The sequence below is a fragment of the Synechococcus sp. 63AY4M2 genome (assembly GCF_002760475.1).
Taxonomy (GTDB): Bacteria; Cyanobacteriota; Cyanobacteriia; order Thermostichales; family Thermostichaceae; genus Thermostichus.
Genome location: NZ_AXUX01000001.1, coordinates 1092731 through 1107669, shown reverse-complemented (window position 1 = coordinate 1107669; position 14939 = coordinate 1092731). Strand labels below are relative to the sequence as shown.

The 14939-nt window shown below is 60.6% G+C and carries 17 protein-coding genes; 5 read left to right on the top strand and 12 right to left on the bottom strand.

What is annotated here, in order from left to right; translation table 11 throughout:
* Nucleotide 1: 1 nt before the first annotated feature.
* The 3 genes from SYN63AY4M2_RS04950 to SYN63AY4M2_RS04940 all read right to left on the bottom strand — a co-directional run bounded on the left by SYN63AY4M2_RS04950 (nucleotide 2) and on the right by SYN63AY4M2_RS04940 (nucleotide 3385).
* Nucleotides 2-898, bottom strand: coding sequence for a GGDEF domain-containing protein (locus SYN63AY4M2_RS04950; RefSeq protein ID WP_240530499.1), 897 nt, complete (start codon nucleotides 896-898; stop codon nucleotides 2-4).
* Between the two features lie 124 nt (nucleotides 899-1022).
* Nucleotides 1023-1970 (bottom strand): UDP-glucuronic acid decarboxylase family protein, encoded by a 948-nt coding sequence (locus tag SYN63AY4M2_RS04945; protein ID WP_099816178.1) that lies wholly within the window; start codon nucleotides 1968-1970, stop codon nucleotides 1023-1025.
* On the bottom strand, nucleotides 1967-3385 hold the full coding sequence (locus SYN63AY4M2_RS04940) for a UDP-glucose/GDP-mannose dehydrogenase family protein (protein ID WP_099835643.1): 1419 nt from the start codon (nucleotides 3383-3385) through the stop codon (nucleotides 1967-1969). The genes SYN63AY4M2_RS04945 and SYN63AY4M2_RS04940 overlap by 4 nt, the downstream gene beginning before the upstream one ends.
* Before the next feature lie 141 nt (nucleotides 3386-3526).
* Here SYN63AY4M2_RS04940 and SYN63AY4M2_RS04935 point away from each other — a divergent pair, with 141 nt between their 5' ends.
* Nucleotides 3527-4441: a cation diffusion facilitator family transporter gene (locus SYN63AY4M2_RS04935; protein ID WP_011429393.1), complete on the top strand. Its 915-nt coding sequence runs from the start codon at nucleotides 3527-3529 to the stop codon at nucleotides 4439-4441.
* Between the two features lie 36 nt (nucleotides 4442-4477).
* Here the strand turns inward: SYN63AY4M2_RS04935 and SYN63AY4M2_RS04930 are convergent, their stop codons facing one another.
* A complete protein-coding gene (locus SYN63AY4M2_RS04930) occupies nucleotides 4478-4795 on the bottom strand; it encodes a metallophosphoesterase (RefSeq protein WP_240527739.1) in 318 nt (105 codons plus the stop codon).
* A 469-nt stretch (nucleotides 4796-5264) separates the two neighbouring features.
* On the opposite strand from SYN63AY4M2_RS04930, the gene SYN63AY4M2_RS04925 reads away from it, so the two are divergent.
* Nucleotides 5265-5801 (top strand): HNH endonuclease, encoded by a 537-nt coding sequence (locus SYN63AY4M2_RS04925; protein WP_011429395.1) that lies wholly within the window; start codon nucleotides 5265-5267, stop codon nucleotides 5799-5801.
* Nucleotides 5802-5810: 9 nt separating this feature from the next.
* Here SYN63AY4M2_RS04925 and SYN63AY4M2_RS04920 read toward each other — a convergent pair whose 3' ends face one another.
* On the bottom strand, nucleotides 5811-6746 hold the full coding sequence (locus SYN63AY4M2_RS04920) for an alpha/beta fold hydrolase (RefSeq protein WP_011429396.1): 936 nt from the start codon (nucleotides 6744-6746) through the stop codon (nucleotides 5811-5813).
* Nucleotides 6747-6862: 116 nt separating this feature from the next.
* Here SYN63AY4M2_RS04920 and ruvA point away from each other — a divergent pair, with 116 nt between their 5' ends.
* Nucleotides 6863-7477: a Holliday junction branch migration protein RuvA gene (ruvA, locus tag SYN63AY4M2_RS04915; protein WP_011429397.1), complete on the top strand. Its 615-nt coding sequence runs from the start codon at nucleotides 6863-6865 to the stop codon at nucleotides 7475-7477.
* Nucleotides 7474-8097: a nicotinate-nucleotide adenylyltransferase gene (gene nadD / locus SYN63AY4M2_RS04910; protein ID WP_099812452.1), complete on the top strand. Its 624-nt coding sequence runs from the start codon at nucleotides 7474-7476 to the stop codon at nucleotides 8095-8097. Before ruvA ends, nadD begins: the two co-directional genes overlap by 4 nt.
* Before the next feature lie 160 nt (nucleotides 8098-8257).
* On the opposite strand, the gene psaC is transcribed toward nadD, so the two are convergent.
* Entirely contained in the window at nucleotides 8258-8506 is a 249-nt protein-coding gene (psaC, locus tag SYN63AY4M2_RS04905) for a photosystem I iron-sulfur center protein PsaC (protein WP_011429399.1), read from the bottom strand.
* A 238-nt stretch (nucleotides 8507-8744) separates the two neighbouring features.
* On the opposite strand from psaC, the gene SYN63AY4M2_RS04900 reads away from it, so the two are divergent.
* The gene (locus SYN63AY4M2_RS04900; protein WP_011429400.1) at nucleotides 8745-9122 is read left to right on the top strand and encodes a hypothetical protein; all 378 of its coding nucleotides are present in this window, start codon (nucleotides 8745-8747) and stop codon (nucleotides 9120-9122) included.
* A 19-nt stretch (nucleotides 9123-9141) separates the two neighbouring features.
* On the opposite strand, the gene SYN63AY4M2_RS04895 is transcribed toward SYN63AY4M2_RS04900, so the two are convergent.
* The 6 genes from SYN63AY4M2_RS04895 to SYN63AY4M2_RS04870 form a co-directional block, all read right to left on the bottom strand.
* On the bottom strand, nucleotides 9142-9516 hold the full coding sequence (locus tag SYN63AY4M2_RS04895; protein WP_011429401.1) for a DUF3493 domain-containing protein: 375 nt from the start codon (nucleotides 9514-9516) through the stop codon (nucleotides 9142-9144).
* Between the two features lie 2 nt (nucleotides 9517-9518).
* Nucleotides 9519-10160 (bottom strand): hypothetical protein, encoded by a 642-nt coding sequence (locus tag SYN63AY4M2_RS04890; protein WP_011429402.1) that lies wholly within the window; start codon nucleotides 10158-10160, stop codon nucleotides 9519-9521.
* A 132-nt stretch (nucleotides 10161-10292) separates the two neighbouring features.
* Nucleotides 10293-11594 carry a gamma-glutamyl-phosphate reductase gene (locus SYN63AY4M2_RS04885; RefSeq protein WP_011429403.1) on the bottom strand — a complete coding sequence of 434 codons (1302 nt, stop codon included), beginning with the start codon at nucleotides 11592-11594 and terminating at the stop codon, nucleotides 10293-10295.
* Nucleotides 11595-11711: 117 nt separating this feature from the next.
* On the bottom strand, nucleotides 11712-12164 hold the full coding sequence (locus SYN63AY4M2_RS04880) for a hypothetical protein (RefSeq protein WP_011429404.1): 453 nt from the start codon (nucleotides 12162-12164) through the stop codon (nucleotides 11712-11714).
* A gap of 57 nt (nucleotides 12165-12221) precedes the next feature.
* On the bottom strand, nucleotides 12222-13499 hold the full coding sequence (locus SYN63AY4M2_RS04875; RefSeq protein ID WP_011429405.1) for a hypothetical protein: 1278 nt from the start codon (nucleotides 13497-13499) through the stop codon (nucleotides 12222-12224).
* Nucleotides 13496-14935 (bottom strand): NAD(P)/FAD-dependent oxidoreductase, encoded by a 1440-nt coding sequence (locus SYN63AY4M2_RS04870; RefSeq protein ID WP_011429406.1) that lies wholly within the window; start codon nucleotides 14933-14935, stop codon nucleotides 13496-13498. The genes SYN63AY4M2_RS04875 and SYN63AY4M2_RS04870 overlap by 4 nt, the downstream gene beginning before the upstream one ends.
* Nucleotides 14936-14939: the final 4 nt, after the last annotated feature.

The following is a 14939-nucleotide window of genomic DNA, read 5'->3' as shown; positions in this document are numbered from 1 at the left end:
CCTACAGCAACACTTCCCGGTTGCCCCCCTGCCTTTTGGCCTGGTAGAGGGCTTGGTCGGCTGCCGCTAGGAAGCTTTGTGCAGAAGTCTCTGCTGGAAGCCGGAGCAAAGAGGCGACACCGATGCTACAGGTGAGGGGAATTCCCCCCTGTAGGGGAAGGGATTGGACGGCCTGCTGCAGGCGCCCGGCCAACTGCAGGATCTGAGAGTCTGGGATCCCGCGCACCAGGAGAGCAAATTCGTCGCCCCCCATGCGGGCCAGCAGATCCTCTTGGCGAACCTGGTCCTGCAGTTGGCGGGCCACCTGGATCAGGGCTTGATCCCCGGCCAAGTGCCCCCAGCGGTCGTTGATGAGCTTGAAGTTGTCCAAGTCCAGGTAGAGCAGGTGGAGGGGAAGGCGATGGCGCAGGGCAAAGGGGATCTCCCACTCCAGCTGTTCTAGAAAAAAACGGCGGTTGTGGAGGCCGGTGAGGGGGTCATAGAGGGCAGCGGCGGCCATCTGGGAAAAGAAAGCCTCCGCCAGCCGGTCATAGTAGGCAAACTGCAGCAGGCTATTTCCCACCTGGATGCGATCCCTATCGGCCAAGGGAAGGCGAGTTACCCTCTGCCAGTTGACATAGGTACCGTTGAGGCTGCCTAGGTCGGTGAGGATGTAGGTTCCCCCTTCTCTCTCCAGCCGACAGTGCTGCCGAGAAACGGCGTGATCCCAGAGCTGAATGTCAGCCTGGGAGCTGCGCCCCACTACCGCTGTTTCCCCCAAGGGAAAGGTCATGCCCATATTGGCCCCCCAGAGCACGGTCAAAAAGGCGCCCACAGGCTCTCTCTCCACTCCCAGCCCATAGCACTCCAGGGAGATGCAGGTGGTCGGCTCTTCGAGAGACAAAGGGTAAGTATCCAAAGTTACAGGGATCCCACCTAGGCAGAGGTTATGGAAGGCTTAAGACGGCCTCTCTCCGTATTATGACGGTTTTGTCGAGCTCTGCCCACCCTCCTGCCTGCCCCGCCAGGACAAGAGGGATCCTCTACTCCAGGCCCAGCCGGCGGCGAAAGTAGGGGATAGTCAGCTCCAGGCCAAGCTGCAGAGGAATCTGGGGATCCCAGCCCAGCAGGGCGCGGGCCTTGCCGATATCGGGCCGGCGCTGCTTGGGATCGTCGGTTGGGAGAGGCCGGTGGACGATGGGAGAAGAGCTGCCGGTGAGGGCCAAAATCTGCCGAGCCAACTCTAGAATGGTGACCTCCTGCGGGTTGCCCAGGTTAAAGGGGCCGGGATAAGGGCTGTTCATCAGGCGCACCAGGCCCTCGATGAGGTCGGAGATGTAGCAGAAGCTACGGGTCTGGGAGCCATCTCCATAGACGGTGAGGGGATTCCCGCGCAGCGCCTGGACGATGAAGTTGCTGACCACACGGCCATCGTCTTCCCGCATGGCCGGGCCATAGGTGTTGAAGATGCGGGCCACGCGGATCTCGGTTTGGTGTTGCCGCTGCCAGTCAAAGGTCAGGGTTTCGGCCAGGCGCTTGGACTCGTCGTAGCAGGCCCGCGGGCCGATGGGGTTGACATGGCCCCAGTAGTCCTCCGGCTGGGGGTGCACCTGGGGATCCCCGTACACTTCCGAAGTGGAGGCTAGGAGGAAGCGGGCCCCCGTCTTTTGGGCCAGCTCCAGCAGGTGGTAGGTGCCCCAGACGCCGGTGCGGATGGTGCGGATGGGATCCGCCTGGTAGTGGGGCGGCGAGGCGGGACAGGCCAGGTGGTAGATTTGCTCAATGCCAGCTTTCTCCAGCTCCGGCGGCAGCGGCTCGGCCACGTCGTGCCACAGCAAGGTCAAGGCAGGGTTGTTGCGGTGGGCCTGCAGGTTCTCCTCCCGCCCCGTGTAGCCGTTGTCGAGGCAGATCACCGTGTGGCCCTCCTGCAGCAGACGGCTGACCAGATGGGAGCCGATAAACCCCAAACCACCCGTAACCAGGATCTTCACCAGCCCACTCCAATCAGGGTAATGCCCGCCTGCTGAACGGCCTGCCGGTCAAGGCAGTTGCGGCCGTCGAGGATGAGGGGCCGCCGCATCAGCTCGGCAAGGCGCCGGTAATCCAGCGACAAAAACTCCGGCCACTCGGTCACCAGCACCAGGGCGTCGCAATCCTGGGCCAGGCGGAACACGTCCGTTTCCACCACCACGTGGGCCAGGCCCTCCCGCATCCCCGAAGCCGACACAATGGGATCATAGGCTTTTACCTTGGCCCCCAGCCGGTGGAGCTGCTCGATGAGGGTCAGGGACGGCGCATCCCGCAGGTCGTCGGTGTGGGGCTTGAAGGTGAGGCCCAGAAGGCCGATGGTCTTGCCCTTGAGCACCTTGAGGGCCTGCTGCAGCTTTTCCAGCAGGCGCTGCCGCTGCTCGCGGTTGACCTCGACGGTGGCCCGCAACAGCTTGGCCTCATAGCCGTAGTCGGCTGCCGTCTGGATCAAAGCGGCCAGATCCTTGGGAAAGCAGCTCCCTCCCCAGCCTAGACCAGCGTTGAGGAAGGCGCGGCCAATGCGCTTATCGAGGCCGATCCCTTCGGCCACCTGGGTGATGTCGGCGCCAGTGCGCTCGCAGATGTTGGCGATCTCGTTGATGAAGCTGATCTTGGTGGCCAGGAAGGCGTTGGCCGCATATTTGATCATCTCGGCCGAGGCCAGGTCGGTGACCAGCAAGGGCACGGGATCCCCGCCCAAGCCCTGCTGGCGGCTGAGGATGGGCTCGTAAAGCTGCCGCAGGATCTCGACGGCGCGGGGGCTGCTGGAGCCAATCACAATGCGATCCGGGTAGAAGGTATCCTGGATGGCGCTGCCCTCCCGCAAAAACTCGGGGTTGCTGACCACGTCGAAGGGCGGCACCCAGGAAGACCTGTCCAGGGTGGCCAGGGAGGAGGGGGTGGGATCCCCCCCAGCCAGGGCCATCTGTTGGCTGCTTAGGCGCTGCTGGACAGCCTCGGCGGCGCCGTCGAGGATGAGCATGCGCACCCAGTCGCCGGAGCCGATGGGCACGGTGGACTTGTTGACGATGACGCGGTAGCGGTTGTCCAGGTGCTGGCCGATCCCTCGCGCCACGGCCTCTACGTAGCGCAGGTCTGGCTCGCCGCTGGGCAAAGCCGGGGTGCCCACGGCAATGAAGATCACTTCGCTGGCCTTCACCCCCAGGCCCAGGTCGGTGGTAAAGTGCAGCCGGCCAGCCTCGGCGCCTTCCCGCACCAGCTCTTCCAGGCCGGGCTCGTAGATGGGCAGACGACCTCGCTGCAGGTTTTCGATTTTGACAGGGTTGTTGTCTATACAAATAACGCTGTGGCCCAGGTGGGCCAGACAGGCGCCGGTTACCAACCCCACATAGCCAGCTCCCACGACCGCCATGTCCATGGCCGCCTCCCCCTCGCGTCGGTGCTTGGTTCTAAAATACCCCGCCGGCCCGCATTTCCTATCCCCTCGAAGAAGGTCGGCCCCTAGGGGGAGTCGGTGGCAAAATAAAGCTGAACCGGCTTGGTCTGAGGCTCCCCAGCGGTGAGCTTCCCCGATTCTGCTGCCATAGCCAGCCGCCGTCAGCGCCAGGTGCAGAGGGTGCTCTATGTCACCCTGGGGCTCAATCTTTTGGTGTTTTCGGTCAAGTTGATCCTGGGATTGGCGACGGGATCCCTCAGCTTGGTGGCCGATGCCCTGCACAGTGTTACCGACAGCGCCAGCAACATTCTTGCCCTGCTGGCAGCCCGCTTTTCCTCGCCAGAGCCGGACGAAGACCATCCCTATGGCCGCAGCAAGTTTGAGGCCATTGGAGCGCTGGGGATCGCCGCCTTTTTGGGAGTGGCCAGCTTCGAGATCCTCAGCGCAGCGGTGGGGCGGTTTTTTGCACCCCAGCCGCCGCAGCTCCGGATCGAGGGGTTGACCTTGACGCTGATGCTGGGCGTGCTGGGGATCAACCTCTTCGTGGCCGTCTATGAACGTTTCTGGGGCAGGGCGCTGGCCAGCTCGCTGCTCTTGGCCGATGCCCGCCATACCCTCAGCGATGTCTGGGTAACCCTGACGGTATTGCTGGGTCTGGCCGGGATCCACTTCTGGGGGATCCCTTGGCTGGACCAGGTGCTGGCGGTGCCGGTGGGGCTGCTGGTGTTCTGGAGCGGCTGGGAAGTGCTGCGGGAAAACGTTCCCTTCTTAACCGACCGGGTGGCTATCCCCCCCAAAACCTTGCGGGAGCTGGTTCTCAGCCTGCCCGGGATCCTCGACTGCCACGACATCACCTCCCGCGGCATCCCGGGGCAGATGATCTTTATCGAAATGCACATGGTGGTGGAGCCGCTGGATGTGGAGTCGGCCCATCGCCTTACCGAAGCGGTGGAGCAACTGCTGCAGCAGCGCTACGGGCCGGTGCGGGTCACCATCCACCTGGAGCCCTACTCCCACATCGAGGGATCCCGTTCCTAGCCACAATGGGCCTTGCATTCCTTGCTCTGCGTGGGTTTAATGGGGGTAGATTTCCCCCTTCGGGGGGGTTCCTAGAAAGTGGAAAGAAAGTGGAAAGAAAGTGGAAAGCCCGTCCTCATAGCCAAAAGCTCGGTAGTAGCGGGGAAACTCTGCCAATGCCTCGGGCTGGGGCACGTCGTGGTTGCCGGGCACCACAAAAGCCGGAAAAGGTAAACGGGCCAGCCGCTCTGCCAACCAAGCGTGGTTTTCTGGCTCCCCGTGCTGGGTCAGATCCCTCGGCAGCAGCAAAAAATCCAAGAGCAACTGCATCCGGTGTTGCAAAACCTGCTCCAGAGCCGGGATGCTTAGCTTCACCAAATGAAACCGGTTGAGATGATCCCAAAGGACAGATCCGGCGCAAGGCCCGATTGCCCCTGGGGGGATTCCGGTCTTTTGGCAGAGGATCTCCGGGATAACCTCGGCAAGGCCACCTTACAGGTGACGGCTGGGGAGGCCGACGGGGAGCAAATCGAGCTGAAAAAGCCCAATCTCTAACTCTGATTACCAACTTCGGCCGCGAGCCGGAGCAGCCTCAGCAGCCGAAGCCCACCCTGCCTGGGATTAGGGCCGGCTCTAACAGCAAGGGCTAGAAAGTGCCTCGGGATCTCGATCCACCACGTCGGGATCCTGTTGTGCTGAGCCGGCAGAGGGAAGGGAACCCGAGGTTTTACCGGAGTGAAGTGGGCTACCTCGCCTCTAAAGCTGTGTTAAGATTTTGCGTAACTTCAAGAGAGCTGGCGCCTTTCAGATCCGGTAGGGGATTTCGTCAGCGGTGCGTAGCACTATGGGCAAGGTTTTGGTTTTAAATGCCTCCTACGATCCGCTCAACATCACCAGTTGGCGCAGAGCTGTTGTCCTTTTGCTCAAGGGCAAGGCCGAGCAAATCGAGCACAATGGCAAAGTAGTCTACGGCAACATCCCTCTGCCCACCGTCATCCGCCTGCGCCACTACGTTCACGTTCCCCACAAGGAGATCCCCCTGACGCGGCGCAATGTCCTCTACCGCGATGGGCACCGCTGCCAGTACTGCGGCTGTTACGGCGAAGACCTAACCCTGGATCACGTGATCCCGCGCTCCCGCGGCGGTGAAGATACCTGGGAGAATGTAGTCAGCGCCTGTGTGCGCTGCAACGTGAAAAAAGGGAATCGCACCCCTTGGGAGGCCGGCATGCCCTTGCTCCGCCAGCCCCGCCGCCCCCACAGCACCCTTTACTTTGAAATCTCCAAAGCCGTCGGCAGCGGATCCCATCGGGAATGGCTGAAGTACGCCATCGGCCTGGAAGGGGATCCGCCGCCGGAGCTGGCAGTCAAGCCCGCCTAGCTCCCAAGGCTAAGGATGCAGGTCTGAGACCGGCGCTGCTTTGGAAAGGGGAGGAGAGGTGGTGGCCGGGATCCCCAGCTCGATCCAGCGATGGATCAGGGCGTTGACCTCTTCGGGGCGCTCATCGTGAGGGCAGTGGCCGGCCTCCAGGAAGTATTCCACCGCCTGAGGGTAGTGAGCCCGGTAGAGCTTAGAGCGCTCGCGGACCCGCATCCAGGGATCCCGTTCGCCCCAAATCAACAACAGGGGGCGCACCAAGCTGCGCAGCAGCTCGTCCACATAGCGCCCCTTCTGCCCGCCCCGCATCAGGGCCACGAACACATCGGCAGCCCCCGGATCCCGCGTGGGGCGATGAATGTCTTCCACCAGTTGATCCGTCACTGCCGCCGGGTCGTAATAGACCTGCTTCAGCTTGGAGCGAATCACCCGCGGCTGCCGCAAATACTGAAACAATAGGTAAGACACCAGGCGCTGGCGCAGGCCCCAGCCTACCAGGCCACCCAGCCATTGCCGCCAGCCAGATGGGGATCCCTTAACCGTGGAAAAGCCGCCTGCCCCGTTAAGCAGCACCACCCCCCGCACCCACTCCGGCCACTCTGCCGCCAGGCTGAGCACCACATAGCCGCCCAGGGAGTTGCCAATGGCCACCACAGGCCGCCGGATCACCTGTTGACAGAAATCCCGCAGTTGATCCCGCCAGATCTCGGCGCGATAGTCCCAGTTGGGCTTGGCCGAACGGCCAAAGCCGAGCAAATCGATGGCATAGACCTGGTAGTGTTGAGCCAATTCGGGAATGTTTTTACGCCAGTGGTCGGTGGAAGCCCCAAAGCCGTGCACCAAAAGCAAAGGCTGCCCCTGCTCGCCCTGTTTGACGTAATGGACGGATTGCCCCCGCCAAATCCAGCGTGCCGAGATAGGAGTGGCCGATGCCGATGTTGAAGCCATAGAGGTCGCTTGTAAGCTTTTGTTATTTAAGTATTCTAGATTCTTTTAGATTCTGCTCGGCCGACTCTGGAGCTGTAGCCGAGCAGCGTATCCTAAACACGGATTGGACTCGCAGCATGATCGCGTTTTTGAGCGGCCACCTCGTCGCCATCGAATGGGGAGAGCGCAGTAGCCTCACCGTTGAGGTGCAGGGGATCGGCTATCGGGTCAAGGCCCCGGCGCGTTTTCTCAAGCAACTGCCCCCCATCGGAGAGCCCGTGCGGGTGTTTACCCACTTGGTGGTGCGAGAGACCGAGCTGGTGTTGTACGGGTTTGGCTCGCCAGCCGAGCGCGATGTGTTTGTGGAGCTCATCAAAGTTTCGGGGGTGGGGCCGGCTTTGGGCTTGGCTCTGCTGAATACCTTCGGCCTGCCGGAGCTGGTTCAGGCAGTGGTGACCGAAAACGTGCGCCTACTTTCCCTCACGCCAGGGGTAGGGCACAAAACGGCCCAACGGCTAGCCTTGGAGCTGAAAACCAAGCTGGCCCACTGGCGACAAGGCCTGGAGAACGCCGATCGCCCCCTGGCCGGCGGGCCGCCTCCGGCCATCCGGGAAGAGGTGGAAATGGCCTTGCTGGCCCTCGGCTACAGCCTCCAAGAAATTCAAGCGGCCCTGCAAGCTTTGCCCTCCCAACCCCGCCCAACGGAAGAGTGGCTGCGGGATGCCATCACCTACCTCAGCCGGCAGCCATGAGCCCTCCGGATCCCCAGCAGCGCCGCATTGGCATTCTGGGCGGCACCTTCAACCCCGTCCACCACGGCCATCTGATCATGGCGGAGCAGGCCCTCTGGCAGTTCAACCTGGATCAGGTGCTGTGGATGCCGGCAGGGGATCCTCCCCACAAGCCCTTGGCCGCCGGCGCCAGCAAAGCCGATCGCCTGGCCATGGTGAAGCTGGCCATTGCCGACCACGAGCGCTTTGCCTGCTCCGACCTGGAGATCCGCCGTCCCGGCCCCTCCTACACCATCGAGACGCTGCGCAGCCTGATGCAAGAGCAGCCGGATACCCAGTGGTATTGGATTATCGGCGTGGATGCCCTGCGGGATCTGCCCCAGTGGTACCAGGCGGAAGAATTGGCCCGCCTCTGCCATTGGATTGTTGCCCCCCGTATCGATGCCGGCGACGCCGCCCAAGTGCTGCGGTCGGTGGCCGCAAAGCTGCCCATCCGGGCAGCAATCCTGGACGCCCCCACCCTAACGCTCTCTTCCACCTACCTGCGCCAGCAAATCCAAAAGGGGGGATCCATCCGCTACCTGGTGCCCCCTGCTGTGGAGCACTACATTCGCCAACACCGGCTCTACCTCAACCCTTGAAGAAAAAAAGAGGAGGGATCCCTCCTCTCCGATAAACCCGTTCACTAGAGCAACAGCCCGCCCAACTTTTTCCCAGCCAGGAGGGGCTGAAGAGAGGCTGTTTCGCTGAAAGTAGGAAGGCTTGTCTCAAATGAAAATTGCAACCCAACCTGCCGATGGCTTAGTAAGCCAAGCCCATGCTGCGGGTGGTTTCGGGGCCAAGGTAGACGCGGATGCTCAAGAAGTCCGTGGGGCAGGCAGTCTCACAGCGTTTGCAGCCAACACAGTCTTCGGTGCGGGGGGCTGCGGCAATCATGCCGGCCTTGTTGTTCCCCTTCCAGGGCACCATTTCCAACACATCAGTAGGGCAGGCCCGCACACACTGAGTACAGCCGATGCAGGTGTCGTAGATCTTGACCGTGTGAGCCATTAGCGTTCTCCAGTCGAGCTGTTTGAAAGATTAAAAAAAGGTTTACCGAAGGGCGTGGCAGCAACACCACTGCACGGGTGCCTTCAGTGTACTGTAGTCCTGCCAAACCACCCCGATCTGCGATCCAAATGTTCAAACAAATTTACATCCCCAGGGATCCCTTGCCGCGCCGACGGGAAGGTCGCCCTCGCGGTTGGGCTAGGATTGCCTGAGGAAGGACAGGGCAAGGATCCTACGAATGGGACGCTCGCTGCGGAATTGGAGAAGGCAAACTCGAAGCCAAATGCACCGCCTGGGGCCCGTTTTGGCCGGCATTCTCCAGGAAATCTATGCGGAGAACATACCTCGCCTGCGCCGCTGGGATCGGCAGCTCACCGACTGGGTGTACAGGCGTGGCTGGAGGGTGGATCCTTCCTTGCCCAAGGTGGCCATCTACGTGTTGGGCGCAGTGGTGATCCTGGCGATTCCAATTCTCACCTTGGCAGTTTTAGTGGCTCTCGCGGCCTTTCTTGCCATCCAAATAGCCCAAAAGTGGCCCCAGGAAGCCCGCCGTTATCTTCCCAGCGCCGACGAGGAAGACGACTCCGATCCCCGCCAAGGGGACTGGGACTATTGACAGGCTAGCCGTCCCTGCCCTAAAGCGGGGCATCGCCCTCGGGCGGACGGGGCGAGTCTTTTTGGCTGCTAAGGCGCTGCTTCATCCGTCTGACCAGCTTTTGCTGGGAGTGGCTTTCCAGCCTGTTGAGGCCGAGGGCGCCGGCCAGGATCCCTAACTGTAAGGCCAAGCTGGGCAGGGTGGTCTCCAGATCCCGCCCTGCCAAGGCTCGAAAGAAAAATACAAATGCCCCGATGGTGGCCGAAAAACCCACCGCCAGGTAGACAAAGCGCCGCAGACTGCGGTAGGGGGCGGCCAGTTCCGTGAGCAGCCTCACCCGATCTGCCGCTGGATCCCGACCTGGGGGCAGGGGCGAGCCAGGTTTTGGGGAAGGTTTGGGCTCCGATGTTGCCACGGCTACACCTCCTCGGGCAATAGTAGGGGATCCCGGCCAGAAATCGCCGCCAAGCTTTCCTCGGCAGCCCGACAGGCAGCCAGAATATCTTGCTCTTCCCCGCCCAAGTAGACGCGGCCAAAGCTGCCAAAGGGCATCACTTCGAGGATGTTGATGCGGGCCGATTTTTCTGCCTCGTTGGCGGCCAGGGGGGCATAGCCTGCCGGCTGCACCTCCAGGATGTAGAGGGTTTGGCCGGCTAGGAGCATCTGGCCGCGGCGGAAACGGTTGATCAACTGGGTTTGGTGGGGATCGATGTTGCGAATGATCTGGCTGGAGATGATGCGCGGCCTGAGGCGCTCCTTTTCGCTCACCCCCAAAGCCGCCAGGATGGCCCGACCGGCAGTGCGGGTATCCCCCTGGTTGCTGGAGTGTACCTCCAAAAGGCCGTAGAGGCGCTCCACCACCTGCAGCCCCGGCCTTACCGAGGTGGCTTTGAGGGCGATGTCCATAACGCGGTTGATCTCGATGCCGGGGGAAATCTCGACCCAGAGGGAAGTATCCCCTGGCAGAGGCAAAAAGCCCTGGGCCACCGTGCCCAGATAAGCAGCGTACTGGGGCTGGAGCCGATCCAAAAACACGTAACTGCGCAGGTCAATCCCCAAAGGAGTTCTCCCCCCTGTCTGTTGGGCTGGGTTGGACGTCGGACGACGGGGCCGGCATTCCTCCCTTTCTAGTCTCACGCCATCTCTTGGCTTTTGGGGAGAACAGCAGTTCGGTATCCCAACTTTCCCCTGCTACAGGTCACCCTGAGCCACTACCTTCACCGTTGTCAAGGCTTCCAGGTCGATGGGCCCGCGCACGTGCAGCCGCTGGGTGGAAATGCCCAAAGACAGGTCGCGAAACGCTCCCAAGGTGGGGATCCCGGCTCCCCGGCCTGCCGAGAGGGGAGAGGTGTTGATGTGGATCAGGGCGGCATCCACCTCCTGGAGAAAGCGCTGGGCTGCCGATTGGCTGTCGGTGAGGATCGTCTCCGATTGACGACAGCCATTTTTGTTGATCCAGGCGATCGCCTCCGTCAGGTCGGCAACGGGCTGGAGGCGCAGATGAGGCCGTTCTGTGGAGTCAAAGCCTTCCCCCAGCGGCTGAAGCTGGGGGAATCGCTCCAGAATGGGGGCTGCTGCCTGTATATCGATCCCTTGACCCAGCAAGTCTTCAATCAGGGCGGTCAGATGATGGGCGGCCCAATCGGTGTGGATCAGCAGCCAAAGGGTGAGGGGCTGATAGATCGGGATCCCTTCTGGGCCATAGCGAGCCAAGGGATCCAACAAAACCGACTTCACCAAAGGCCAAGGAGCGGTGCGATCCACATAGATGTGGCCGTACCCCAGATGCGTGACCAGAGTCGGCACTTTGCTGGCCTGCAACAGGAACTCCACCCAGCCGGGGCGACCGCAGGGGATCACCAGATCCACATAGCGGGTTTGCTGCAACAACAGCAACAGTGGGGAATCGGCCTGGGGATCGGTCGCTTGGTCTTGGGCGGGGAGGGTTTGAATGGCCCCTTCCGGGATCCCGTGCTCGTAGGCGGTCTCTGCCAACAGGTTGACCAGGGCCTGATGGGTTTTCTGGATGGGGCCGCTGCCGGCCAAGATCACGCCATTGCTCGTCTTGAGACACATGCCAATGCCATTCAAGGCAAACTCGGGGTAGATCTCGTAGACCAAGGCGATCAGCCCCAAAGGGACGCGGTAGCGGCCAATAAACAGCCCGTTGTCCTGACGGCACCCCCTCTCCAGGCTCCCGATGGGATCCGGCTGTTGGGCCAGGAGAGCAAGCAACTGGGCGGATCGCTGCAGGCGCTCGGGGGTAAGCTTGAGGCCGTTGAGGATCCACTCCGGCAGGGTTTGCTCGCGGCAGCTTTCCAGGTCGAGGGTATTGGCCTCCAACAGCAGATCGGAGCGCTCCAGCAAACGGCGCGAGAGAGCCAGCAGGGCCTGGCGTTTGGTTTCGCCGCTCAAGCGCTGGAGCTGAGGCAGCAAGCGGCGCACCTGGCGCAGGGTGGTGCTGAGGTCAAAGGCTGAACCAAAATCGGTCACTCGCTTCCCTCCTGCCCGGCTGACCGACGACAGACCTGCTCCTGACCACTGCTAACAAGAAATGGCTAGATCCACAAGGGCTGAAACTAGGGATCCCTGGCAACGATCCCAAGCATCTCAAGGCCGCCGCAGCAGCAGGATCGCCGTCACCATCAACAGCGTCAGCAACAGGCAAAGAATCAGGAACCAACTGAGCAACTGGGCTTGGCTGGGGAAGAGCAACACGCCCAGAAACCCCACCGCCAAAGCAACCCCCAGGCTGAGGGTGAGGCCCAAGAGCGCAGATCCCTGGAAAGTGCTTTGCCGGTGCAACACCCACTGATGGCCGTTCCAGAACCAGATTTTACGGTAGGGGTAGGAGACGGCCAGTTGCTCAATGTGCAAACGGTCGGGGGTGATGGCGAAAATATGCTGGCAACGGCTGCAGCCAAAAGCCTCAGTCAGGGTAATCAGGCGCAACTGACCTTGGTGGCAACAGGGGCAGGGGTAAATTTTGGTGGGCTCGATGGGCTGAGCCACTCGCAGGGACGATTTCTGCCGAGGCCACTTGTGGGGAGAGGAAAACGCCACAGCTCTCAGTCGGTGAGAAGTCGGGATCCCTCACATCCTATCCTCAAGAAAGCAGGGTCAAGCCACCCAGAGATGGTGGACGTAGCGCCAGGTCAAGATCTGGTTGAGGACGAGGAAGATCAGGCCCAGAAGCCCATAGCCCAGCTTGAGAACTCTGCTTAGGTGGGGGCGCGCCCACAGGGGAAGGAAGCCGAAATCTGTGTGCTTGGCCCAGTGCAGGAGGGCCAGCACTTGCACGAGGTGAACCGGTAGGCAGTAGCGAATCATGCTTCGCTGGCCTAGGGGACTCATGCCGGCTACAGCGATGTAGAACATAGCCCAGGCAGCTAGGTGAAACCCCAGCCGCTCCTGCCAGCGCCGGCTCTTACCGGCCACGACACTCAAACCATCCAGCAAGCCTGTAACAACTAGGGATCCCAGCGTAACAGACACAAACAGTTGGCTGAGAGCATCAGACCACAGGCCAGGATCCTGCAGCGGTGCAGAAGGAGAGAGCAAGACCTGCCATCGCTCAGGGGAAAGAACATAGGTATGAGCCTGGAAAAGGGCTTGGTAATTGGCCTGGACGCCGGTAAAGTAGCGCTGCATCTCCATGTAGAGATCCCAGCGACCGAAGCGGAGCTGACAGTAGAGGAAAAAACTCAGCCCCCCCAACAAGGCCAAAACAACGGCGCCTGCCGTCCAAAACCAACGGCGGGATAGCCGCAGCAGGGGAACCAGCGCCACCGGCAAACCCACAATGCGGGTGGCACTCATCGCAAAACCGTGGATCCCGGCCAGGAGCCCTGCCTTCATCGAATTCAAGCAGGCCAACCAGTAGAAAAAACCCAACAAGCTGGCCATGAAGAGGGATTCGCTGTAGCCCACGACAAGGTAAAAACTGCTGGGATAGACCAAGATAATCAGACTTGCCAAAACTTGCCAAAGAGTGGGGATCTGCCAGCGGCGGTAAAACAGGAAAAGGTAAATCCACATCAGCCAGCAAAAGAGCTGGGCAGTGAGATAAAGCCCCAGTTCAGGGTCAACTCCCAACAGGCGGCTCATGGCGGCCACCGCCAGGGGATAGCCTGGAAAGAAGGCCACATTGCTCTGCTCGTAGGCAATCTTGTCAAAGCCCACAAACTGATACCCCCGCTCCACAATGCTCAGGTACCAGTAGCTATCGCGCTGGGTTAAACCCTTGAAGATGGAAGCATAGTCATCCTCCTGGCTCCAAAAGGAGATCAAGAAAATCTGCAGCAGCGTCAAAGCCACAGCGGGAAGCAAAACTTGGACGGCAAAAGAGACCAGATGCTGCCGGCTGTGCTGCAAGAGGTGGCTAGGAGGGAAGCTCATTGTCGCACCTTTGCGGGTGGGGATGGCACTTTAATCTCCTCTTGGTAATCGTCATCGGAGTTCACCTGCCAGAGATCGTGGCTGCCGGGTTGGAGAATGTTCTCAGCAGCCAGCAGGCCCATCAGCAAACTGTGATCTTGGTTGTTATACTTAAACGAGCCGTAGCGGCCTACCAGTTGCAGATTTTCAAACTCGCCAAGATACCTCTGCAAAATGGCCAAGTCTTCTTTGTAGCTGCCGGCGTAGATGGGATAGGTGCGGGGCAGGCGCACCACAAAGCCACCGCAGATCTTCTGATCCTGGAGCAGGCCAATTTGGCGCAGCTCCCTCTCAGCCAAAGCCAGCAATTCCTCCTCAGGGGCTTGCCACAAGGGATCCTCAAAGTTGCACCAATACTCACAGCACAAGGGGGTTTGTTCTCGGTTGGGGAGCATAGCCGGCGACCAATTGGCAAAATTGGTTACCCGACCAACTTGTACTGTTGGTTCATTGATATACAGCCAGTTATCGGGGAAAAGCTGGGATCCCTGCACAATCAAGTAAACCAAAACGGTGTTGCGAAACTTGAGCTTGCGAGCTGCCTGCAGCACTTGGGGGGGAGGCAGTTCCCGCAGGCTCTGCACCAACACTGTCAAAGGGATGGAAGAAATGACGTGGGAGGGGGAGACCCAAGTTTCCCTTCCATCCTGGAGATGGCGCAATTGCAGCTCGACAATCCGGGATCCCTGATGTCTAAGGGCGATGACTTCTGTATTTAGCCAAACCTTTTGACCCTCAGCCAGCAAAAACTCCTGCATTTTTTCGTAGAGCTGTCCGGATCCCAGGCGGGGAAACTGAAACTGGTCGATCAGGGATTTGACCGAACCGCGCTTCCAGCCCAAGGCCTTGCGGATGGCTTGCCCAAGGCTGAGACCTTTGATGCGCTGGGCAGCCCAATCGGCGCTGATTTCGGTACAAGGGATCCCCCAGAGCTTTTCCGTGTAGCTCTTGAAGAACATCTGAAAAAGCCGGCTACCAAATTTTCCCTTGACCCAGTCGGCAAAGTTCTGGGGAGCTGGGTGCGGGATAAGTTGGGCCCAGAGGTAGGAAAGAACAATGAGCAGGCTTTCCCACCAGCCAACTTTGCGCAGGACTTCCCAGGCTTGAATGGGGTACTGAAAATAGTGCTTGCGGTAGTAGATGCGGGTAAGCCGCCGGACAGTCACTTGTTCGGATCCCAAAACCTGGTTCCACAGCTCCAGCACCGCTGGGATCTTGGTAAAAAAGCGGTGCGGGCCATAGTCGAGAATGAACCCCCGGTAGCAAATGCTTTTGGCCAAGCCCCCAACCCTGTCTTCCCGTTCCACTACCACCACAGGGAAGCCCAGTTGGGTCAAGCGGTAGGCAGCCGCCATGCCCGCCGGCCCTGCTCCCAGAATGTAGATGGGATCCCGCACGCCG